Source organism: Streptomyces sp. NPDC048277, assembly GCF_040652235.1.
Classification (GTDB): domain Bacteria; phylum Actinomycetota; class Actinomycetes; order Streptomycetales; family Streptomycetaceae; genus Streptomyces.
Window position 1 is genome coordinate 86,265 of record NZ_JBEZLQ010000006.1, and the last position, 20,553, is coordinate 106,817.

The 20,553-nt window shown below is 72.7% G+C and carries 19 protein-coding genes; 9 read left to right on the forward strand and 10 right to left on the reverse strand.

Translation table 11 applies throughout. From position 1 onward, the window contains the following. Nucleotides 1–4 precede the first annotated feature (4 nt). The 4 genes from AB0D85_RS15635 to AB0D85_RS15650 all read left to right on the forward strand — a co-directional run bounded on the left by AB0D85_RS15635 (nt 5) and on the right by AB0D85_RS15650 (nt 5,303). Nucleotides 5–2,152, forward strand: a complete 2,148-nt coding sequence (locus AB0D85_RS15635) for a hypothetical protein (RefSeq protein WP_362319498.1) — start codon at nt 5–7, stop codon at nt 2,150–2,152. Between the two features lie 37 nt (nt 2,153–2,189). Continuing rightward, entirely contained in the window at nt 2,190–2,453 is a 264-nt protein-coding gene (locus AB0D85_RS15640; RefSeq protein WP_362319501.1) for a hypothetical protein, read from the forward strand. Nucleotides 2,454–3,093: 640 nt separating this feature from the next. After that, nucleotides 3,094–4,344: a beta-ketoacyl-[acyl-carrier-protein] synthase family protein gene (locus tag AB0D85_RS15645; protein ID WP_362319504.1), complete on the forward strand. Its 1,251-nt coding sequence runs from the start codon at nt 3,094–3,096 to the stop codon at nt 4,342–4,344. Between the two features lie 32 nt (nt 4,345–4,376). Beyond that, nucleotides 4,377–5,303 (forward strand): acyl-CoA desaturase, encoded by a 927-nt coding sequence (locus tag AB0D85_RS15650; protein ID WP_362319507.1) that lies wholly within the window; start codon nt 4,377–4,379, stop codon nt 5,301–5,303. A gap of 237 nt (nt 5,304–5,540) precedes the next feature. Here the strand turns inward: AB0D85_RS15650 and AB0D85_RS15655 are convergent, their stop codons facing one another. Beyond that, a complete protein-coding gene (locus AB0D85_RS15655; RefSeq protein ID WP_362319510.1) occupies nt 5,541–6,215 on the reverse strand; it encodes an ATP-binding protein in 675 nt (224 codons plus the stop codon). Between the two features lie 331 nt (nt 6,216–6,546). On the opposite strand from AB0D85_RS15655, the gene AB0D85_RS15660 reads away from it, so the two are divergent. The 3 genes from AB0D85_RS15660 to AB0D85_RS15670 all read left to right on the forward strand — a co-directional run bounded on the left by AB0D85_RS15660 (nt 6,547) and on the right by AB0D85_RS15670 (nt 8,591). Further along, nucleotides 6,547–7,422, forward strand: a complete 876-nt coding sequence (locus AB0D85_RS15660) for a helix-turn-helix transcriptional regulator (RefSeq protein WP_362319512.1) — start codon at nt 6,547–6,549, stop codon at nt 7,420–7,422. A 1-nt stretch (nt 7,423) separates the two neighbouring features. After that, nucleotides 7,424–7,660 (forward strand): DUF397 domain-containing protein, encoded by a 237-nt coding sequence (locus AB0D85_RS15665; protein ID WP_174856016.1) that lies wholly within the window; start codon nt 7,424–7,426, stop codon nt 7,658–7,660. A gap of 115 nt (nt 7,661–7,775) precedes the next feature. Next, nucleotides 7,776–8,591: an SAM-dependent methyltransferase gene (locus AB0D85_RS15670; protein WP_362319516.1), complete on the forward strand. Its 816-nt coding sequence runs from the start codon at nt 7,776–7,778 to the stop codon at nt 8,589–8,591. Nucleotides 8,592–8,664: 73 nt separating this feature from the next. On the opposite strand, the gene AB0D85_RS15675 is transcribed toward AB0D85_RS15670, so the two are convergent. Next, complete coding sequence (locus AB0D85_RS15675; RefSeq protein ID WP_362319520.1) at nt 8,665–9,450, reverse strand: NPP1 family protein; 786 nt, start codon at nt 9,448–9,450, stop codon at nt 8,665–8,667. Nucleotides 9,451–9,679: 229 nt separating this feature from the next. Between AB0D85_RS15675 and AB0D85_RS15680 the strand changes: the two genes are divergently transcribed. Further along, the gene (locus AB0D85_RS15680; RefSeq protein ID WP_362319523.1) at nt 9,680–11,332 is read left to right on the forward strand and encodes a carboxylesterase family protein; all 1,653 of its coding nucleotides are present in this window, start codon (nt 9,680–9,682) and stop codon (nt 11,330–11,332) included. Between the two features lie 26 nt (nt 11,333–11,358). On the opposite strand, the gene AB0D85_RS15685 is transcribed toward AB0D85_RS15680, so the two are convergent. Together AB0D85_RS15685 and AB0D85_RS15690 are read right to left on the reverse strand one after the other, a co-directional pair. Continuing rightward, nucleotides 11,359–12,519 carry a PP2C family protein-serine/threonine phosphatase gene (locus tag AB0D85_RS15685; RefSeq protein ID WP_362319526.1) on the reverse strand — a complete coding sequence of 387 codons (1,161 nt, stop codon included), beginning with the start codon at nt 12,517–12,519 and terminating at the stop codon, nt 11,359–11,361. Between the two features lie 141 nt (nt 12,520–12,660). Continuing rightward, nucleotides 12,661–13,650: an aldo/keto reductase gene (locus AB0D85_RS15690; RefSeq protein WP_362319529.1), complete on the reverse strand. Its 990-nt coding sequence runs from the start codon at nt 13,648–13,650 to the stop codon at nt 12,661–12,663. A gap of 139 nt (nt 13,651–13,789) precedes the next feature. Here AB0D85_RS15690 and AB0D85_RS15695 point away from each other — a divergent pair, with 139 nt between their 5' ends. Continuing rightward, complete coding sequence (locus tag AB0D85_RS15695; RefSeq protein ID WP_362319532.1) at nt 13,790–14,722, forward strand: LysR family transcriptional regulator; 933 nt, start codon at nt 13,790–13,792, stop codon at nt 14,720–14,722. Nucleotides 14,723–14,881: 159 nt separating this feature from the next. Here the strand turns inward: AB0D85_RS15695 and AB0D85_RS15700 are convergent, their stop codons facing one another. The 6 genes from AB0D85_RS15700 to AB0D85_RS15725 form a co-directional block, all read right to left on the reverse strand. Then, nucleotides 14,882–16,108: a cytochrome P450 gene (locus AB0D85_RS15700; protein WP_362319534.1), complete on the reverse strand. Its 1,227-nt coding sequence runs from the start codon at nt 16,106–16,108 to the stop codon at nt 14,882–14,884. Between the two features lie 78 nt (nt 16,109–16,186). Beyond that, complete coding sequence (locus AB0D85_RS15705; protein ID WP_362319537.1) at nt 16,187–17,395, reverse strand: cytochrome P450; 1,209 nt, start codon at nt 17,393–17,395, stop codon at nt 16,187–16,189. Then, nucleotides 17,392–18,018, reverse strand: a complete 627-nt coding sequence (locus AB0D85_RS15710; RefSeq protein ID WP_362319540.1) for an ATP/GTP-binding protein — start codon at nt 18,016–18,018, stop codon at nt 17,392–17,394. The genes AB0D85_RS15705 and AB0D85_RS15710 overlap by 4 nt, the downstream gene beginning before the upstream one ends. Continuing rightward, entirely contained in the window at nt 17,999–18,346 is a 348-nt protein-coding gene (locus tag AB0D85_RS15715) for a DUF742 domain-containing protein (protein WP_362319542.1), read from the reverse strand. The genes AB0D85_RS15710 and AB0D85_RS15715 overlap by 20 nt, the downstream gene beginning before the upstream one ends. Next, complete coding sequence (locus AB0D85_RS15720) at nt 18,343–18,750, reverse strand: roadblock/LC7 domain-containing protein (RefSeq protein ID WP_123979438.1); 408 nt, start codon at nt 18,748–18,750, stop codon at nt 18,343–18,345. Before AB0D85_RS15720 ends, AB0D85_RS15715 begins: the two co-directional genes overlap by 4 nt. Beyond that, nucleotides 18,747–20,396: an ATP-binding protein gene (locus tag AB0D85_RS15725; RefSeq protein ID WP_362319545.1), complete on the reverse strand. Its 1,650-nt coding sequence runs from the start codon at nt 20,394–20,396 to the stop codon at nt 18,747–18,749. The genes AB0D85_RS15720 and AB0D85_RS15725 overlap by 4 nt, the downstream gene beginning before the upstream one ends. Nucleotides 20,397–20,553 lie beyond the last annotated feature (157 nt).

Consider the following 20,553-nt stretch of genomic DNA (forward strand, 5'->3'; position numbering starts at 1 on the left):
TCGGATGGCAGCGCACCGCCGTGCCTCCGGGCCGCCCACGACGGAACTGCTGCGCGAGTGCGCCCACGATGTGGTGGACGTCGCCGAGGGCATCCGCGAGGTCTCCGCACGGACCAGCTCCGTCCTGTTCGCCCCGGCGCTGACGGGTTCCGCACACCGCCGCCCGCGCACCGGGTTCGCCGCCCGCTGGGCGCTGCTGCGGGCGCTGACCAACAGGCAGGGGCTCGGCGGTGCGGCGATCGTGGCGCCGGACGGGGTGGGCCGTCTGCTCGGCGCGGCCGGGGAGGCGCTGGGCCGGGAGAGCCTGGCCGCGCTGGTGGCGGTCACCTCGCTGCGGCTGAGGATCGCCGCCGTACTCCTCGACCATCCGGAGTTCCGGCACGACCCGGGCATGCGGCGGCTCGTGGACGCCGTCACCGCCGACCGCGACCTGGAGGCCGTCCGCGCGCTGCGGGCCCTCTTCAAGGACGCGGCCGCTCAGCGCGCCCTCGCCGGACTCGCCCCGATCCTCGCCGAACTCCTTGCCATCCGGGGCCTGTTGGACGAGGACCCGCTGGACGACGAGACCGCCTGGGCGCTCGCCTTCGGCCGCGAGCCGGCCGCCGACCCGGTGACGGGCATCGGCGCCTCCCGCCTCTTCACCGTGCACCGGGGCGAGGGCGCCGCCCAGGCCGTCGAACTGTCCGCGCGGGAGCGCCGGGGCATCGCCGCCGAGGGCTCCTTCCTCGGCTTCCTGCGCAACATCGACCTGCTCTCCGCCGACGGCCGTGTCCTCGTCCAGGAGGTGCGGGGCCCCGACGGTGTGCTCCGGTACGTCGTCCAGGCGCCCGGCATGGCCCCCGGCCACCCCCGCGACGACTCCCCGCAGGACTTCGCCGAGGCCTGGCGCAACCTGTTCCTGACCGACTCGCCGTACGCCCGCTCGATCCTGCTGGCGATCCGGGACCACGGCATCCCGCGCGGCTCGGACCTCGCGCTGGTCGGCCACGGGGAGGGCGGGACCGCACTGATGAACCTCGCTCAGGACGACGAGTTCTGCCGCGCCTACCGGGTCACCCATGTCGTCGCCGTCGGCTCGCCGATCGGCGACAGGAGGCCCGCCGACCCGCGCACCTGGGTCGCCGGCATCACCGACCGGCACGACATCGTCCCGGTCCTCGACGGCCGGGTCGCGGGCCCCGCCTTCGCCCCGCACGCCAACCGGTACGAGGCCGCCTACACCGGTCCCGTCCGCGAGTTCCCGCGCTGCCACCTGCTGCGCGTCTACATCGAGCACCTGGAGACGGTGGTCCCGCAGACCACCGAGGACGTCGACCGGGCCCTCACCCGCTACCGGGGCCAGGTCGAACGCACCCGCGTCTACCGGCTGGAGGACCGCGCCCGCCCGCCCGAGGGCTATCCCTTCCTGACCGTCCCCACCACGAGTGTGTCCACCTCGGCCGGCCCGGTCGACGTCCCGGTCCGCTACTACGACTCCTCCGCCGCCCACCTGTGCTACCCGGTCGACTCCGACGTCGCGCGCAGCCTGCTGCCGGACGTCACCTGGATGGCCCCCACCCGGCTCGGCCGCCGCGCCCTCGCCGTGCTCTCGCTCTACGAGCACCGCTGCACCACCATCGGCCCCTACACCGAACTCGGCCTGTCGGTCCTGGTCGACGACCTGTGGCGGCCGCACGCGTACGACATCGCCGTGGACCTGCTGCGCCGCGCCGACCTGCGCCGCACCGGACGGTACGTCGTCTCGCTCGCCGTCGGCACCGAGGAGGCGCGGGCGGTGGCGGCGGAGGTGTGGGCCCAGCCGGCCGTGCGCGGAACCGCCGCGGTCGACCTCCAGGGGCGCGAACTCCGCGTCGAGGCACCGGAACTGGGGCTCAGCGTCGAGGGCGGCCCGGGCCCCGGGGTGCGCTGCCCGGAGGCGGACTGGGTGCTCTACGGGCGCCGGGGCGACAGCACCGTACGCACCCTCGTCCGCGCCCACGGGAGGCTGCAGGTCCACGCCCGCCCCCGGGTGCGGCTGCGGCTCGACGGCGCCCACGGGCCGCTCGCCCGCCATCTGCAGATCCTCGAACTCGACGCCGTCCGGCCCGGGTTCGTCCTGTCCAGCCCGCGGTTCATGGCCCGCAGAAGCGCCGGCGCGGTGCTGCCCCGCTGAACTCCCGCCCACGTCCTCCGAGCACAGGTGAGCCCCCATGGCGACCGAATCCCGTCCCGCCACCGCGTCCCCGGAACTCCTCGCGTACGTCGACGACCTGAGGGTCGACGCCGACCGGATGGAAGGCTATGCGCAGCGGCTGCGCGGAGTCGCCGCGACCCTGGACGGCCGCGCCGGGACGCCGGAGTGGAGCGGGGCCACGCTGGAGCAGCAGGCGGTGGCCTGCACGACGGCGGCGGCCCAACTCCGCTACGCGGCGACCGCCCTGCTGGCCCACGCGACGGAGCACCGCGCCCGGTGAGAGAACCCCGGAAGACCCACGGGCTCCCGGCGCCGAGCGCGGGGCGCGACAGCGCAAGCCCCCGAACACGCGCATCGAAACAGCCCGGGCCACCCTCGCCCCGGCCCCGGCCCCGGCACCACCACCGGCACCCCGATCGTCCCGACCGGCCACACGAGCGCCCGCCGGGTCTCTGCGGCAGCCGCGCCGTGCTGCTCCCCTGCGTCTCCTGCGGCAGCCGTGCCGAGCCGCCCCCCCCGCATCTCCTCCGGCAACCACGCCGAGCCGCTCGTGGCCTGGGCCGTCGTTGCGGTGCGCGGAGCCGTGTCCTGGTCGGCAGCTGGCGGATGGGGCCCGGGCACCGGGCGGTCCAGTCGCGCCGAGCCGCTCGTGGGCCGGGCCACCGTCCCGATGCGACGGTCCGGGTCCGTACCGGCACCTCGTGGCCCCCGCGCGGGCACCGGTCCACCCGCCGGCGGCCGTGCCGGCCGAGGCCCCGGCGTGCGCCGGGCGCGTGGGTCGGATGGCGCTCGACGGACCGGGCGGCGCCCGGGACTTCGGCGGTGATGTTCGCACTTCCGGGTGGAAGCGGCCCGCCGCCTGGGCCGAACGAGGTGTGGCGGACCGGAACCGCCGTCCGCGCCCCGCATAATCACCGCCCATGCAGCTCGTGAACACAGGTGACGCACGGCGCGCCTCGGTGGCCGTCACCGGCCTCGGACTGGTGACACCGGCCGGTATCGGCAGGGAGGCGGCCTGGGCGGGACTGTGCGCGGGTAACTCCACGGCGCGGCCCGATCCGGAGCTGGAAGGGTTGCCGGTGGCCTTCTCCTGCCGGGTGCCCGACCTGGACACGACGGCCCTGCTCGGGCGCCGGCTCGGCCGCCGCCTCGACCGGTTCACCGTCTTCGCGCTGCTGGCCGCGCGGGAGGCGGTCGCCGACGCCCGGCTCGACCCGGGCACCTGGGACGGGGCGCGGATCGGCGTCGTGATGGGCGTGGGCACCGGATCCATGCAGGGCTGGCAGTCCGAGTTCGACCGGCTGGCGAACCGCACCCCCGAACGCGTCTCCCCGCTGGCCCTGCCGCGCAGCGTGCCCAACATGGCCGCCGCCGAGATCGCGCTGGACCTCGGTGCCACCGGCCCCAACATGGTGGTCAGCACCGCCTGCGCCTCCGGCACCAGCGCGATCGGGCTCGCCCGGGACTGGCTGCTCGCCGGCCGCTGCGACCTCGTGCTCGCCGGGGGCAGCGAGTCGGCCCGGCTGCCGATGACGGCCGCCTGTTTCGCCCAGATGCGGGCGCTGTCCCGCCGCAGCGGCGAACCGCACAGCGCCTCACGGCCGTTCGACCGGGACCGGGACGGCTTCGTCCTCGGCGAGGGGGCGGGCGTACTCGTCCTGGAGCGGGTCGCGGACGCCCGCGCCCGGGGCGTACGGCCCGAGGCGTACCTGGCCGGGTTCGGCGCCTCGTGCGACGCCCACCACGTCACCGCCCCGCACCCGGGCGGCGACGGCGCCGCCCGGGCCCTGCGCGCCGCCCTCGCCGACGCCGGGCTCGCCCCCGAGGACATCGACCACGTCAACGCCCACGGCACCGCCACCCCGCAGGGGGACGCGGCCGAGCACAACGCGCTGCACCAGGTCTTCCGCCGGCCGCCTCCGGTCACCGCAGTCAAGGGCACCATCGGGCACGCCATCGGCGGCGCCGGCGCCATCGAGGCCGCCTGCACCGTGCTGAGCCTGCGCCACCAACTCGTCCCGCCGACCGCCAACCTCGACGTGCTGGACCCGGCGCTGTACCTCGACGTCGTCACCAAGGTGCCCCGGGCCCACCGGATGCGCACGGCCGTCAGCAACTCCTTCGGGTTCGGCGGGCAGAACGCCGTACTCGCCTTCACCGCCGTCGACTAGCGACGCCCCCCGTCCCCGGCCGAAAGACAGGCATGTCCCAGGAACTCAGCTCCGCCCCGGCCCGCGGGCGCGCCCTACCGACCGCCGAACAGTTCATGATCGGCGTCTTCGTCGCCGTACCGTTCCTGGCGCTGCTCGCCGCCGTGCCGCTGGCCTGGCGGCACGGGCTGAGCCCGGTCGACCTGGTCCTCGCCGTCGTCTTCTACCTCGTCAGCGGGCTCGGCATCACCGTCGGCTTCCACCGGCACTTCACGCACGGCTCGTTCAAGGCGCGGCGCCCGCTGAGGATCGCGCTCGCGCTGGCCGGCAGCCTCGCCGTGCAGGGCCCGCTGGTCACCTGGGTCGCCGACCACCGCAAGCACCACCGGTTCTCCGACCAGGACGGCGACCCGCACTCGCCCTGGCGGTACGGCCGGTCACCCGGCGCCCTCGCCAAGGGCATGCTCCACGCCCACCTCGGCTGGTTGTTCGAGACCGAGCACGCCTCGCCCCGGCAGTACGCGCCCGACCTGGTCAAGGACCGGACGCTGATGCTGCTCTCCCGCCGCTTCGGACTGCTGGTCCTCGCCTCGCTCACCCTTCCCGCGCTGCTCGGCGCGGTCCTGACCCGGTCCTGGCAGGGGGCGCTCACCGCGCTCTTCTGGGCCGGGCTGGTGCGGATCTGCCTGGTCCACCATGTCACCTGGTCGATCAACTCCATCTGCCACGCGGCCGGTTCGCGGCCCTTCCGTAGCCGGGACAGGTCCGGGAACGTGTGGTGGCTCGCCCCGCTGTCCTTCGGCGAGTCCTGGCACAACCTGCACCACGCCGACCCCACCAGCGCCCGCCACGGAGTCCTCAGGGGCCAACTGGACGCAAGCGCCCGGCTGATCCGCTGGTTCGAGCGACTGGGCTGGGCCTCCGAGGTGCGCTGGCCGGACCGGCGCAGGGTGGACGCCAAGCGCACCGGCGCGCGTTGAGCGTCGGCCGCGCGGCGCGCGGCCGGCTCCAGGACCTCCGTGCCGCTGTCCAGGCCGCCGAAGCGAACCGTGCCGTGCCGGTGCGAAGGGGCCCGCGTCGGGGAGCGGCCCTCGGGCAGGGGCGGGTCCCCGACGCGGGCGGGAGGGCCGGAGTGGAGTCAGCCGGCCGCTGTGGTGTGCGGTTGTTCCGGGCCCGGCTTGGGGCGGGTGCGGGTCCAGGAGGGGTCGGCGGCGGGGTCAGGAGTGTGGGGACGGTCCATGGGTCGACGGGTCTCCTGAGGTGTGGGGGGTGGTGACAGCTGCGTCCGGTGCCGTCGACAGCTCGGCCCAGACGACGCGTACGGAGGGTCTCTCCGGTGCGACCGTGACGCCCCAGTCGAGGCTGAGCGCGTCGACCAGGAACAGCCCGCGCCCGTTCTGCTCGTCGGGTCTGGCCTGCCGGGGCGCCGGGAGCGTGAAGCCCCCGTCCTGGTCCTCGACCTCGATACGGATCCGGTCGGCGCCGGCGTGCACCCGGCAGACGATCCGCCGGCCGGCCGAGTGGACGATCGCGTTGGTGACCAGTTCCGAGGTCACAAGGACCGCGTTGTCGCGGGCCTCCTCGGGCACGTCCCACGAGGCCAGCAGGTCGCCCACGCTCCGGCGCGCGTTGCCCACCGCCCGCGGTGTCGGAGCGAGGTCGAACACCCGGCTGTGCAGAGGGGGCCGGTCCCCGGAGGCGAACCGGTCGAGGCCTTGCGGCCCAGGGAGTCGACCGAGGCGCTCGCCTCCGGGTGGTCTGGGGATGCCGTCCGTCGTCCCGGACGGGTGGTGCGGACCCTCGGCACCGGCCATCACGGCCGGCCGGGGCAGGCCGGGTATCCGGTCTTCGGGCAGTCGGTCGAGCGGCTGGGGGAGAGAGGGCGGTGCCATCGCCGTGCGCCTTTCGTCCGGCTTCGCAGCGTGGGGAGCTGAGCGGTCGCGTCTGCCCCGGGCCGCTCTGGTGCGCAGACGACGACCCGTGCCTGGACGGCGCGGGATCGCAGTTCGGTTTCCCCCAACGGAACTGCTTCGCCTGCTCCTTGGTCGGCCGGAGCAGTAAGCCCACTCTGACATCTGCCAACATCGGCTCGCAACCAGCAAGTTGAAAATTGCAAGAAGCGAAGTGCATGCTGCTCCCGACAAGAAGTGATCGAATGAGTCCGTGTACCGGTCACGCGCGCGTGAGACGGTGACCCTGAAACCTGGTGTGAGGGGGTAGGGCGTGACCTCGGAGACCGACTGGGGCGGTGCCCCTTCCGTCCTGCGCATGATCCTGGGTCGGCAGCTGGAGGAGATGCGGACCCGCGCCGGTCTGACCTATGAGCAGGCCGGGGCCGCGATCGGCGTCAGCCACTCCACCATCCGCCGGATGGAGGCCGCCAAGGTGGCCCGGCTCCGGCTGGCGGACGCCGAGAAACTGCTGCAGACCTACGGGGTGACGGACCGTCAGGAGGTCGACACCTTCCTGCAGTCCGTGCGCGAGGCCAACAAGCGCGGCTGGTGGCACACCTACCGCGATGTGATGCCGGACTGGTTCGCCGCGTATCTGAGCCTGGAACAGGCGGCGTTGCAGATCCGCGCCTACGAGAACGAGTTCGTGCACGGCCTGTTGCAGACCCGCGCCTACGCCGCCGCCCTGCTCGGCGCCGGCAACCCGCACGCGTCCGCCGAGGCCACCGAGCGCCGGGTGGCGCTGCGCATGCGCCGCCAGGAGCTGCTCACCCGGGAGGCGCAGCCGCGGCTGTGGGTCGTGATGGACGAGACGGTGCTGCGCTGGCCGGTCGGCGGCGCCGAGGTGATGCGGTCCCAGATCGACCACCTCATCGAGATCAACCGGCTGCCCCACGTCACCTTGCAGATCATGCCGTTCGCCAACGGCCCGCACCCCGCGATGCGCGCGGGGGCGTACCACCTCTTCCGGTTCAAGGCCCCGGAACTGCCCGACATCGTCTACCTCAACGGCCTGGTGGGCGCGGTCTACCTGGACAAGGGCGACGACGTCGTGGTCTATCGCGAGGCCCTGGACCGGCTGGGCGCCCAGGCGGCGCCCGCCAGAAAGACCGAGGCCTTCCTCGGTGCGATTCGCAAGGAGCTCTGACGTGCACCACCCGATACACAACGGCATCCCGTCCCGGCAACTCGGCGCGCGCGGCTGGTCCAAGCCGTGGAGCGACGACGCCGGCGGCGCCTGCGTGGAAGTGAAGAAGCTCGCCGACGGCCGGGTCGCGGTACGCCAGTCGACCGACCCCGACGGTCCGGCGCTGGTCTTCACGCCCCGTGAGATGACGAGTTTCCTGTCCGGAGTGAAGGCGGGTGACGCCGACTTCCTGATGTGACCCCTGTTCCCGGAACTTCCTTGCTATAGCTGATCGTTCAACCAACCCCCCACACCCGCAGTCCCGTGAGTGCCTGAACACCCCCGCATCCCTCACCCGAATGGGAGACACGGCGTTGCCCGACAACGGATGGCCGGCCGACCGCATCGACACCGAGAACGCGCACTCCGCGCGGATCTACGACTACATCCTGGGCGGCAAGGACTACTACCCCGCCGACCAGGAGGCGGGTGACGCCATGGCCCATGAGTGGCCCGCGCTCCCGATCCACATGCGCGCCAACCGCGACTGGATGAACCGCGCTGTGCGCTGGCTCGCCGAGGAGGCGGGCATGCGCCAGTTCCTGGACGTCGGGACCGGCATCCCCACCTCCCCGAACCTCCACGAGATAGCCCAGGCGGTGTCCCCGGACTCCCGGGTCGTCTACGTGGACAACGACCCCATCGTCCTCACCCTGTCCCAGGGTCTGCTCTCCAGCACGCCAGAGGGCAGGACGGCGTACATCGAGGCCGACTTCCGTGACCTGACGGACCTCTTCGACGCCCCCGAACTGCGCGAGACCCTCGACCTGGACAAGCCGGTCGCCCTCACGGTGATCGCCATCGTCCACTTCATGCTCGACGCGGACGACGCGGTCGGCGTCGTCCGCCGCCTCCTGGAGCCGCTGCCCTCGGGCAGCTACCTGGCGATGTCCATCGGCACCGCCGAGTTCGCGCCCGAGGAGGTGGGCCGGGTCGCCCGCGAGTACGCGGCCCGCAACATGCCGATGCGGCTGCGCACCATCGACGAGGCCCACGCGTTCTTCGAGGGCCTGGAGCTGGTCGAGCCGGGCATCGTCCAGGTGCACAAGTGGCACCCGGACGGCACCGGCGAGCAGGGCATCCGCGACGAGGACATCGCGATGTACGGAGCGGTCGCCCGCAAGCCGTGACCGGGGGCTCCGTGCCGGGGCCGGGCTCACCTTCCGGGCCCCGGCACGGTCGCTCCGCGCGGCCCCGCCCGACTCAGGCGTTCGGGTCGAACGAGATCCCGGACGGCATGGAGTACGCCAGGTTGGACTCGAACGAACCGTCCTTGATCTTGATGGTGGCGGCGCCGAAGTCCGCGTTCATCAGCTTGTCCCGGTAGCCCGCCGGATAGCCGTCCCAGCCCACCAGGCGCGGGAAGAACCAGCCACCGGTCACGTTCTCCGGCGGGTCGTCGTTGGAGTTGGCGAAGCGGAAGTCGTGGGTGGACAGGCCGTCCTTGTGGTAGACGATCTTCGGGTGGGTGCCGTCGAACCGGATCGCCGAGGCGGCCGCCACCTGGTAACTGCTGTGCTGGGACACCGAGACGTACTGCACCTGGTTGTTCTGGATCCACACGACGACGTGTTCCCAGTCGTGCCGGTGCCCGATGGCCAGCGGCCCGTACGTCGCCTGGTCCTTCTCGAAGTAGCTCGCGTACATCACCGCGCACCAGCCGTTGTCGCACTTCTCGCGCGAGTAGGTGTTGGCGTTGGCGAGCTGCGCGTAGTCGTGGCAGTGGCCGTTGACGTCACCGCCGAGCTTCAGACCCGGGTTGAGGGTGCCGTCGGCGCCGATCGCGGCGGTGGCGTAGCAGCCGTCGCCGTCGTAGTCGTACGCGGGGGAGAAGGTCTGCTCCAGTCCGTCGGCGTTCTGCGGGAGCAGCGTGAGGACGTCGGCGTGTGCGGTGGCGGGCACGGCGACGACCAGTGCGAGGGCGCCCAGGGCGGCGGCGAGGGCCTTGCGGAGCGGCCGTCCGCGGGTGGGGGGTTGCAGGTCGGGCATGTCGACTCCCTGTCTGTGAAAGGCGAAGCGGAGTCTGGCAGGGAGCAAGTGGTCGAGACCACCTGTAGGACTGAACTTCTGCCGGAAGCCGGTTGAACAGCCGCCCCAACTCGGCTGCTGTGCGCGCCTGTTGAGTTGCTGTCAGTCATCCGGATGCGCTTGCCGCGCGGTCCGGCCCGACGCCACGCTTCTCGTCTGCTCGTCCCCCCACCACCCGAAAGGGAGCCCTGTGAGCGACACAGACATGCGTTCCGCCGCGCTGAACCGGCGCGGCTTCCTCGGGGCCGCCGCCGCGGCCGGGCTGCTCGGCACGCTGGCCACCCCGGCCGAGGCGGCGCGGAGCGCGGCCGCCGACCCGGTCACCACGGAGTCCGGACAGGTCACCGGAGTCCAGGGCGGCCTGCGCGGCGTCACCGTCTACAAGGGCATCCCGTACGCCGCCTCCACCGCCGGAACGGACCGCTGGCGCCCGCCCCGGCCGGCCCCGTCCTGGGACGGCGTCCGCGCCGCCGACTCCTTCGGCCCCGCCTGCCCGCAACCGGTCACGGGCATCCCGAGCGACCAGGTGCCCGAGCTGAGCGAGGACTGCCTGAACCTCAACATCTGGACGGCGTCGACCGGTTCGAGCGACGCCCGCCCCGTGCTCGTCTGGCTCTACGGCGGCGACCAGGCCCTGTGGTCGGGCCAGGAGATCTACGACGGGTCCCTCCTCGCGGCCAAGGGCCTCGTCGTCGTCACCCCGAACTACCGCGTCGGGGTGCTCGGCGGTCTCGCCCACCCCGAGCTGACCGCCGAGTCCTCCTACGGCGGCTCCGGCAACTGGGGGATCCTGGACACGGTCGCCGCACTGGAGTGGGTCCAGCGCAACATCGGCGCGTTCGGCGGCGACCCGGACCGGGTGACCCTGGCCGGCTGGTCACAGGGCGCGTCCTTCGTCAACATCCTGCTGGCGTCCCGGCGCGCCAGGGGCCTCTACCACCGCGCCCTGCTCTCCTCCGGCGTCCGGTACACGAAGGACCCGGCGCTCGCCCGGGGAACCGCCCGCTACCGGAGCCTCGCCGACGCCGAGGCGAACGGCACCGATCTCGCCGCCCGGCTGGGCGCCGACGGCCTCGCCGCACTGCGCGCGCTGGACGCCGACGACCTCGTCACCCGGGCCGCCGCCGACACCGCCGCCGACTTCGGCAACGTCCTCGACGGATACGTCCTCCCGGACACCTACACCGCCGTACTGGAGGCCCGCGCCGAGACCGACGTGCCCGTCCTCACCGGCGTCTGCAAGGACGCGAACGGCGCCTCGCCCGACCTGAAGACGACCCTGGACGCGTTCCAGGCGTACGCCCGGTCCGAGTTCGGTCCGCTGGGGCTCGCGGACACCTTCCTGGAGCTGTACCCGGCGGACACCGACACCTCGGCCGCCCAGCAGTACAGCGCCTACGCCCGCGACGAGGAACGTGTCTCCGCCTTTCTGTGGGCCGCAGAGTTCAAGGACACGGCCGGAAACTCCGGCCCCGTGCACACCTACTTCTGGACCCGCGTCCCGCCCGGGTACGACGACACCAACCCGGTCGTCACCACCTCCGCCACCGGCGCCTTCCAGGGCTCTGACGTCTACTACCTGCTCGGCTTCCTCTACGGCACCGACCGCCCCTGGACCTCCAAGGACTACGACACCGCCGACACCACCGCCTCCTACGTCGCGCACTTCGCCGCCACCGGAGACCCGAACGGCACCTCCCTGGCCAACTGGCCCGCCCTCAGCACCGACACCCCGCAGACGATGGAACTCGGCGCGAGTTCGGGCACGCGGGCGGTGGCCGACAGCGACGCCAAGCTCACCTTCCTGAAGACGTATCTGGAGTCACAGACCCAGGAGTTCTGACGTCGGCAGGGACCGGTCGGGACCCGTCAGGACCGGGAGGCGCCATGGCCGAGGACGCCGTGGTGGTGCCGGTGGGGCACGGTCGGGGTGCGGTGCAGGGCGATCAGGGCCGCGTCGTCGCCGAGGTGGCCGCCGGCGTGGGCCAGCAGATCGCGCCGGATGTGATGCATCAGCGCCTCGGGAGCGGAGTCGGTCCACTGCGCCACCCGCTCCACGAGCGGGTAGAAGCGGCCCTGCGCGTCCCGTGCCTCGACGACTCCGTCGGTGTACAGCAGCAGGGTGTCGCCCGGCTCGAAGGAGAAGACGTCCAGCGTGTGTTCGGCGCCGCCTGTGCTGTGCACACCCAGCGGCGGCGAGGGATGCAGGCTCGGGACGGTCACCGCGTGTCCCGGGCTCAGCAGGAGGGGCGGCGGATGGCCGGAGCTGGTCATCCGGGTGACCGGGTCCTCGTCGGGGATCTCGACCAGCAGGGCGGTGACGAACCGCTCGGGCGCCTCCTCCCGGGGCTCCAGATCCGCCGTGTAGCGCTGCACGCTCTGCTCCAGGGCGGCCGCCAGCTCCGGCAGGGTGACATGCCGGTGGGCGGACTCCCGGAAGGCGCTGAGCAGCAGCGCCGCCTCGCCGATCGCGGACAGCCCCTTGCCGCGGACGTCACCGATCAGGACCCGGATCTCGCCGTCGCAGCGGGTGGCGGCGTACAGATCACCGCCGATCTGCGCCTCGTCCTCGGCGGCCAGATACAGCGAGGCGATCCGCAGCGGGCCGATCTGTTCGGGCAGCGGCCACATCAGCACGTGCTGCGCGGCCTCGGCGACGGTGCGCACCTGGGCCAGCTGGGCGCGCCGCCGCTCCCGGACCGCGCTGTAGATCACCACCATCACCGAGAGCACCGTCAGGGTGACGATCTGCACGATGTGGTTCGCGGTGGCCAGCCCGCCGTGAAAGATGGCGATCACCACCTGGGCGGCCACCGCCAGTGCCCCGACCAGCGCGGTCGGCCGGGGGCCGGCGAAGGACGGGGTGAGGGCGGGGGCGATGACCAGGGCGGGGCCCAGATGGATGTCCTCGGGCGTGCGGAGGTCCGCGACCGTGATCACCACGATGAGCGCGATCGGGAGCAGCAGCAGCGCGTGGGACGAGTGCCACGACTGCCGCAGGACCGCCCCACCGATCCGCCGCGTCCCCATGCCACCAGCGTGCGCCACCCCCGCCGGAGCGGCCACCGCGCGGACCCCCGGGGCCTGTCGGGCGGATCAGGCCGGAGGAAGGCAGCGGCGCCTCATCGGCGCACCGGGCCCCGCGTCTGCGGCATGATCCGCCGGACCGGCCTAGAGGTTGACGGAGCGCATCCCGGACTCGTCGTAGCGTGCGCCCGCCGCCCTGGGCACCTCGGCCTCGATGCGGGCCAGGTCCTCCTTGGTCAGCTCGACGTCGACAGCGCCGGCGTTCTGCTCCAGGTAGGTACGGCGCTTGGTGCCCGGGATCGGGACGATGCCGTCGCCCTGCGCCAGCACCCAGGCCAGGGCCAGCTGCGCCGGCGTCACGTCCTTCTCGGCGGCGATCTCCTTCACCTTGGCGGCGAGCCGAAGGTTCGCCTCCAGGTTGTCGCCGGTGAAGCGGGGGCCGGTGCGCCGCCAGTCATTGGCGTCGAGGTCCTCGGGGGAGGAGAACCGGCCGGCCAGGAAGCCACGGCCCAGCGGCGAGTACGGCACGAACCCGATGCCCAGCTCCCGGCAGGTGGGCAGCACCTCGTCCTCCGGGTCCCGGGTCCACAGCGAGTACTCGGTCTGTACGGCCGCGATCGGGTGCACGGCGTGGGCCCGCCGGATCGTCTCGGCGCTCGCCTCGCTCAGCCCGATGTGCCGCACCTTGCCCTCGGCGACCAGTTCGGCCATGGCGCCGACGGTCTCCTCGATCGGCACGTTCGGGTCGACGCGGTGCTGGTAGTACAGGTCGATGTAGTCGGTGCCGAGGCGCCGCAGCGAGCCGTGGACCGAGCTGCGCACATGCTCGGCGGAGCCGTCCTGGCGGCCGATGGTGCTCATGTCGCCGGGGACGGCGTCGTCCATCCGGTAGTTGAACTTCGTCGCGATCACGTACTCGTCCCGGTGGCCCCGGATCGCCTCGCCGATCAGCGACTCGTTGGTCAGCGGCCCGTAGAGCTGCGCGGTGTCGAGGAAGGTGATCCCGAGCTCCAGCGCCCGCCGGATGGTCTCCGTGCCCTCGTCCTGGTCGGTCGTGCCGTAGAAGGCGGACATCCCCATGCAGCCGAGGCCGATGGTGGAGACCTCCAGGTCCCGCAGACTGCGCTGTCGCATGCGACTCCCGCCTTTCTTTCCTTGCCGAGTGGTCGTTTTGACGCTACGACTTCGAGCGCACTCGATGTCAAACGGGCGGCCCCGGTCCGGTAGACCTGGAGCCCACCGCCGATCCCCCATCCGTCGTCGCGGAGGCCGCATGCTGTTGCGCCAGCTCGAATACCTGGTCGCGCTCGCCCGGGAGCGGCACTTCGCCCGGGCGGCCGCCGCCTGTCATGTGTCCCAGCCCTCGCTCTCCGCCGCGATACGCCGGCTCGAACACGAGCTCGACGTGCCGATCGTGCGCCGGGGCCGCCGCTACGAGGGCCTGACCCCCGAGGGCGAGGTCGTGCTGGCCTGGGCGCACCGCATCCTCGCGGAGGGGGACGCGCTGCGCCAGGAGCTGTCGGTGCTGCGGGGCGGTCTGACGGGCACCCTGCGCCTCGGGATCGTCCCCACCGCCGTCCCCGTCGCCTCGCTCCTCACCGGCCCCTTCTGCGACCGGCACCCGCACGCCCGGGTCGCCATGGAGTCCCTGTCCTCCGCCGACATCCGGCGCGGCCTCGCCGAGTTCGAACTGGACGCGGCCATGACCTACCTGGACGACGACGAACTGCGGCAGGTACGCCGTTTCCCGCTGTACGAGGAGCGGTACGTCCTGCTCACCCCGGTCGGCGGCCCCCTCGGCGACGTCGTCACCGCGACCTGGTCGCAGGCCGCCGCCCTCCCGCTCTGCCTGCTCGGACCCCGGATGCGCAACCGGCGGATCATCGACGACTGCTTCGCCGCCGAGGGCGCCGCCCCCGTCCCCGGCATCGAGTCCGACAGCGTGGCCGGGCTCTACGCCCACCTCTCCGGCGGCCGCTGGTCCAGTGTGATCTCGCACGCCTGGCTGCACATGTTCGGCGTACCGGAGGGCATGCGCGTGGTCCCTCTGGAGGGCCCGGCCCACGGCCCCCGCGTCGGACTCGTCATCGCCCGCAGCGAGCCGCAGTCCGTGCTCGCCCAGGCCCTGGTGAAGGTCGCCCGGGAGGCAGGCCTCAGGGACGCCCTCAACAGCCGCCTGGACGCCGTCCTGGAGGCTCGTGGCTGATGGAAACGGGCTGTCACGGCACAGCAACGTTCGCTCTGGCCTGCGCAGTTGCCCCAGAGGATCGTGAAAGCCGCCTTTCCGCAACGGAGTTGAGGAGCCGGCACCCGGGAGATCCCGGAGTGCCGGCACGGGAGCCGGGTCGTGCTCCGTGAACGCCCGTCAGGGGGTGAGCTTCACCGGCAGCTCGAAGAGGTCGTTCTGGGTGACCACCGGCTTGTTGCGCAGCTCCGACGCCGGTACCGCCAGGTCCAGGCCGGGGAAGCGGCCGTAGAGCGCGGGCAGCGCGACGCCCGCCTCCAGACGGGAGAGCGCCGCACCGGGGCAGACGTGCGGACCGTGCCCGAAGGAGATGTGCCGGTTCTTCGACTCCCGGGTGACGTCGAACTCCCCGGCACCCGGCCCGTGCGCGTTCTCGTCACGGCCTATCGCGGCGTACGACACGATGAGCGCGTCCCCTGCGGGCAGCACCTTGTCGCCGACCGGCACGTCCTCGGTGGCGAACCGGATCAGCACGTGCGAGGTCGGGGTGGACCAGCGCAGGGTCTCCTCGACCACCGCCGACCAGTCCACCTCGCCGGAGAGCACCTTGGCGCGCTGGTCGGGGTGGGCGGAGAGGTTGACCACCGCGTTGACGATCAGGGAGATCGTCGTCTCGTGACCGGCCGCCACCATCAGCTGGAGGGTGGAGACGATCTCCTCGTCGGTGAGGTGGTCGCCGTCCTCGGAGGCCAGGATCAGCGCGCTGGTGAGATCGTCGCCGGGCTCGGCCCGCTTGGCGGCGACCGTCGCCGCCATGATCCCGGCCAGCTCGGTGAGGGTGGCGATGACCTCGGCGGGCGGGGTCTGGGTGGAGAAGAACTTCTCGAACAGCACCTTCAGCCGGGGCAGTTCGGCCTCGTCGATGCCCATCAGGTCGGCGACCACGTACATGGGCAGCGGGTAGGCGAAGGCCGCCTTCAGATCGACGCTCTCCGTGTCCTCGGGCAGCGCGTCCAGCAGGTCCTGGGTGAGCTTCTCGATGCGCTCCCGCATCTCCTCCACCCGGCGCGGGGTGAGCGCCTGCGCGACCAGGGTACGCATCCTGCGGTGGTCGGCGCCGTCCACGGTGAGCATCGAACGGCCGGGGTTGGCCAGGCCGATCAGCGGCCAGTCCGGGGCGATCTCCCCGCGCTGCCAGGCACCCCACACATTGATGTCCTTGACCAGACGCGGGTCGGTGAGCAGCGCCTTCGCCTCGGCGTGGTGGGTGACCGCCCACACGGGCACCCCGCCGGGCAGTTCCACCGCGGCCAGCGGACCGGCGGCGCGCAGCCGTGCGCTCTCGCCCTCCAGGTCGGTGACGAAGGGGTCGAGGGCGATCCGGGCTTGTTCGGTACCGGTCGTCATCGTGACGTGCCTCCCAGGGCAGGGTCGGGTAACTGCGCCATGCGGTGCTGCGCCTGTCTCTTGATGCGGATCAGCGGATCAGAGGGCGGGTACGGGGGTGAACCTGACGGGCAGCGCGCTCAGGCCCCGCAGCCACGGAGACGGCCGGCGGGTGAGCGACTCGGCGGGCACCGCGAGGTCGATGTCCGGGAGTCGGTCGAGGACGACCTCGATGCCGGTCCGGGCGACCACCTCGGCGACCTCCTGGGCGGGGAACGGGCAGCGGTGCTCGCCGTGTCCGAAGGAGAAGTGCGCGTTGTTGCCGCCGGTCAGCGCGGAGGCGTCGGTACGCACCTGCGGGTCGGAGTTGGCGCCCTGCAGACCGAGGATCAGCAGGTCACCGGCGCGGATCCGGCGCCCGCCCAGCTGGGTGTCGCGGGACGCCCAGCGGCCGGCGATGTTCTGGCTGGGGGTGTCCTCCCACAGCACCTCGTTCATCGCCTCGGCGACACTGTTGCGCCCGCCGAACAGGGAGGCGGCGAACCGGTTGTCGGTGAGCATCAGACGCAGCGAGTTGCCGATCCAGTCGGCGGTCGGCTGGTGCCCGGCCGCCATCATGACCATCAGGTCCTGCATGACCTCTTCGTCGGTGAACCCGCTCTTGTCCTGGAGCATCCGCGACACCACGTCGTCGGCCGGGTTCGCCTTCCGGTCGGCCAGCAACTGGGCCATGGAACCCGCCAGATGCAGCTGCCCGGGGATCGCCCGCTCGCGCCCGTCGATCATGTCGTTGAGCGCGGTGACCAGCCCGGGGCCCTCCTCGTCGGGGAAGCCGTACAGCCGCGCCAGCACCCGCACGGGCAGCAGCATCGCGTACTGGCCGATCAGGTCGGCCTCGCCGCTGGTGCACAGACCGTCGATGAGCTCGTCCGCGAACCGCTCGGCGTGGCCGCGCAGTTCGAAGGGGTCGACGGCCTCCAGCGCGTCGCTGATCATCCCGGCGCGCTCGCGGTGCCGCTCGCCCACCGTGTAGAGGATCGACGGCTGCTTACGGCCGATCATGGGCAGCAGCGGCCAGTCGTCCGGGATCATGTCCCACTGGTTCCACAGGTCCGAGTCCCGGCTGAACAGCACCGGGTCCCCGGTCACCTGGTGCAGCTCGCGGTAGCCGAGCACCAGCCAGGCAGGGACGTCCCCGTCCAGGACGACAGGGGTGACGGCGCCGTGGTCGCGCCGCATCTCGCGGTACAGACGCGCCGGTTCGGTCTGGAAGCGGGGGCCGCCGAGCGGAACGGCTTCGGGGGTCACACGAACTCCTGTCGGGGCAGGTCCGCCGGTGCGGACGGGCCGGCGTGCCGGTTCTTGACGTGCTCGACCAGCGTGATCAGCACCTGCTTGCCGGACTCCCGGGAGCGGGCGTCGCAGTTCACCAGCGGGACCTGCGGGTCCAGGTCGAGCGCGTGGCGGACGTCCTCGGGCGTGTGCACCGGGCCGCCGAAGTCGTTGCAGGCCACGATGAACGGGGTGCCGTGCTTCTCCAGCCGGTCGATGGCGTACCAGGAGTCGTCGATCCGCCGGGTGTCGACGAGCACGACCGCGCCGAGCGTGCCGGAGAACAGCCGGTCCCACAGGAACCAGAACCGCTCCTGCCCCGGCGCCCCGAACAGGTACAGCACATTGCGGGCGTCCAGCGTGATCCGGCCGAAGTCGAAGGCGACGGTGGTCGCGGACTTGCCGCGCACCTCGCGGATGTCGTCGACCTCCTCGCCGGCCTGCGTCATCGTCTCCTCGGTGTTGAGGGGACGTATCTCGCTGACGGAACGGACCAGAGTGGTCTTGCCGACGCCGAAACCGCCCACGACCACGATCTTGAAACCGTTGTCGGCGGTGGCACCCAACGGGGTGCGCGCGTCAGAGGTTGCGGAGTCCAACGAGCACCTGCTCCAGGATGTCGGGGTCGGTGATGGCCGGGCGGTGCGGGTGGCGGGCGCTGACCCGGCCGGCCACCAGCAGGTCGCCCAGCAGGATCTTGGTGATGCTCACCGGCATCCCGAGCTCCGCGGCGACCTCCACCACGGAGACCGGGAACTCGGCCAGGCGCAGGATCGCCGCGTGCTCCGACTGCATGCCGGGGGCCGGCTCCGACTCGGCGACGACCAGCGTGACCAGGTCGAAGGGGTTGTCGGGACCGGCGCCGCTACGGCCGCCGGTGATGGTGTACAGACGGTCGGGCGCGTCGTCCCTGCCGGGCCGGCTCATGACGTACGGGGCTGCGCGGTCAGGTGTTCGCCGAGCTGCTCGACCAGTTCGCTCATGTTGTGCCCGACGAGCCCGGGGTCCGCGTCCTCGCTGGTCACCACGGCCAGATGGGCGCCCTCACCGGCCTCCACGATGAACAGCACACCCCCGTAGAACTCGGTCATCGCCGACCGCACGCCGCCGCTGCCGTCGCCGAACTCGACGGACGCCCCGTGCGACAGCGACTGGATGCCGGCGGCGATCGCCGCGAGCTGGTCGGCCTGGTCGACGGAGAGCTCCGGCGTACGGCAGAGCTTGAGGCCGTCGCGCGAGAGCACAAGGGCGTGCCGGGCGCCCGGGGTGCGCTCCAGAAGGCCTTCGATGAGCCAGGTGAGCTTGTCGTCGGCGGTGGTCCTGCCGGTCATGAAGTGGTGTCGCCTTCCGGGTACGCGTGCGGATGGGAGGTGTGCTCGGGGTCGGGCTCCGGGTGGGGCGCGGGGACCGGGTCGGGCACGGGGGTGGGGGCGTACGGGGCTGTCGGTCCGTCGGCCGCGCCGAAGCTCTCGGCGCGGCCGGGGTCCGAGTCGGCGCCGGAGTCGGGTGCGGCCGGGCGGACGGCCTGCCGGAAGCTGTTGAAGCGGGCGGCGCGGACCCGGACGTCCTCGGCGGCCGGCGCGGGGCGGTGTTCCGCCGGCTGGGGCGCGGCCCTGCGCTCGGCCTCGGCGAGGGTCCGGCCGCGGCGCCGCCTGGGCAGCCCGGCGGAGCCCTCTGCGTCCTCGGCGGACTCTGCTGACTCTGCGGACTCGCCGGACCCGGTGGGCTCGCCGGACTCGTCCGGCTCGGCGGACTCGTGCACGGGCAGCGGGTCGAGCGAGCCCGTCACCGGCTCGGGCGACGCCGGCTCGGTCTCCTTCAGGAGGGCGGGCTCGTCGGCGACCGGGCGGGTCAGCAGGTCCTGCGGGACCAGCATCAGCACCCCGGTGCCGCCGCGGGCCGACGGCCGGAACGACACCTTCAGGCCGTGCTTGCCGACCAGCCGGCCGACCACCGCGAGCCCGAGCCGGGTGCCGGTGAGACCGCCCAGTTCGGAGGTGTCGCCCGAGACCGCCCGCTCGGCGCGGCGCAGCTGCACATCGCCCATCACCAGACCGCTGTCCTCCACGGACACGATCAGCCCGGCCGGTACCTCCTCCACGTACACATGGACCTCGGCCGTCGGCGGCGAGAAGTTGGCCGCGTTGTCGAGGAGTTCGGCGAGCGCGTGCATGACACCCTCGGCCGCGTGTCCGGCGACGGCCGCCTCGCTCACCGAGTGCACCCGCACCCGGCGGTAGCCGCTGATGCGTCCCATCGCACCGCGCAGGATGGACTCCATGCTGATCGGACGCGCCCAGCGGCGGCCGGAACGCGCCCCGGTCAGTACGGCGATGGAGTCGGCGAGCCGGCCCGCCTGGGCCGTGCGGTGGTCGAGGTGCAGCAGGTCCGCGAGCACGTCCTCGTCGGTGTGCCGCTCCTCCATGGCCCGCAGGTCGGCGAGGGTGGCGGTGGCCAGCGCCTGCATCCGGCCGGCCGCGTTGCCGGCGGAGGCGATCGCGGCGGCGCGCTCCCTGGACGCCCGGTCCAACTCGGCGCCGAGCCGGGCGTTCTCCCCCCGGTACCAGTCCAGCTCCTGGCTGCTGTCCTCGTGGATCCGCGCCCGCTCCTGCTCGAAGGAGTCGGCGAACTCGCTGCGCTGCTGGGCCAGTTCGTCGATGAGCCGCTGCTGCTCCTGGCGGGCCTCCTCGGTCGTCCGGGCCTGCTGCTGGAGCAGCCGCCCGATGTCCTGGCTCACCGCCTCCAGCCGACGCCGGGCGCCGCGGGCGGTCCGCCCCGCGTGGACGGCCCAGGTCACCGACGCGCACAACAGGAGCGCGGCCGCGCTCGCACCCAGTGCGAGGGGCGTACGGACCGAGTCGGGCGCGGCGGTCACCGCGGCGACGACCACGAGGGCCGACACGACAGCGGTCAGCGCGATGGTCGGAGCGAGCATACGAAGGGCAGGTCGATCGCCGGGATGCGTGGGCGCGGTCATCGGTCCGGTCTGGTCCTCGGAGCAGGTAGGGATGTGGATCCGGTGAAGGAGTTGTGACGCTCGGTGCTGAACTGGGCGTCACTATACGAGAGTCCGTGATCGAAACAGAACGGTTCCAGCCTCATTGCATAAAACCGCCGTACGGGAAGGCGATTGA

Coding starts and splice junctions, on each gene's coding strand:
- AB0D85_RS15650 (WP_362319507.1), top strand. CDS start 4,377: ATGTCCCAGGAACTCAGCTCCGCCCCGGCCCGCGGGCGCGCCCTACCG.
- AB0D85_RS15640 (WP_362319501.1), top strand. CDS start 2,190: ATGGCGACCGAATCCCGTCCCGCCACCGCGTCCCCGGAACTCCTCGCG.
- AB0D85_RS15695 (WP_362319532.1), top strand. CDS start 13,790: ATGCTGTTGCGCCAGCTCGAATACCTGGTCGCGCTCGCCCGGGAGCGG.
- AB0D85_RS15685 (WP_362319526.1), bottom strand. CDS start 12,519: ATGGGGACGCGGCGGATCGGTGGGGCGGTCCTGCGGCAGTCGTGGCAC.
- AB0D85_RS15725 (WP_362319545.1), bottom strand. CDS start 20,396: ATGACCGCGCCCACGCATCCCGGCGATCGACCTGCCCTTCGTATGCTC.
- AB0D85_RS15715 (WP_362319542.1), bottom strand. CDS start 18,346: ATGAGCCGGCCCGGCAGGGACGACGCGCCCGACCGTCTGTACACCATC.
- AB0D85_RS15635 (WP_362319498.1), top strand. CDS start 5: ATGGCAGCGCACCGCCGTGCCTCCGGGCCGCCCACGACGGAACTGCTG.
- AB0D85_RS15655 (WP_362319510.1), bottom strand. CDS start 6,215: ATGGCACCGCCCTCTCTCCCCCAGCCGCTCGACCGACTGCCCGAAGAC.
- AB0D85_RS15645 (WP_362319504.1), top strand. CDS start 3,094: ATGCAGCTCGTGAACACAGGTGACGCACGGCGCGCCTCGGTGGCCGTC.
- AB0D85_RS15700 (WP_362319534.1), bottom strand. CDS start 16,108: ATGACGACCGGTACCGAACAAGCCCGGATCGCCCTCGACCCCTTCGTC.
- AB0D85_RS15675 (WP_362319520.1), bottom strand. CDS start 9,450: ATGCCCGACCTGCAACCCCCCACCCGCGGACGGCCGCTCCGCAAGGCC.
- AB0D85_RS15720 (WP_123979438.1), bottom strand. CDS start 18,750: ATGACCGGCAGGACCACCGCCGACGACAAGCTCACCTGGCTCATCGAA.
- AB0D85_RS15690 (WP_362319529.1), bottom strand. CDS start 13,650: ATGCGACAGCGCAGTCTGCGGGACCTGGAGGTCTCCACCATCGGCCTC.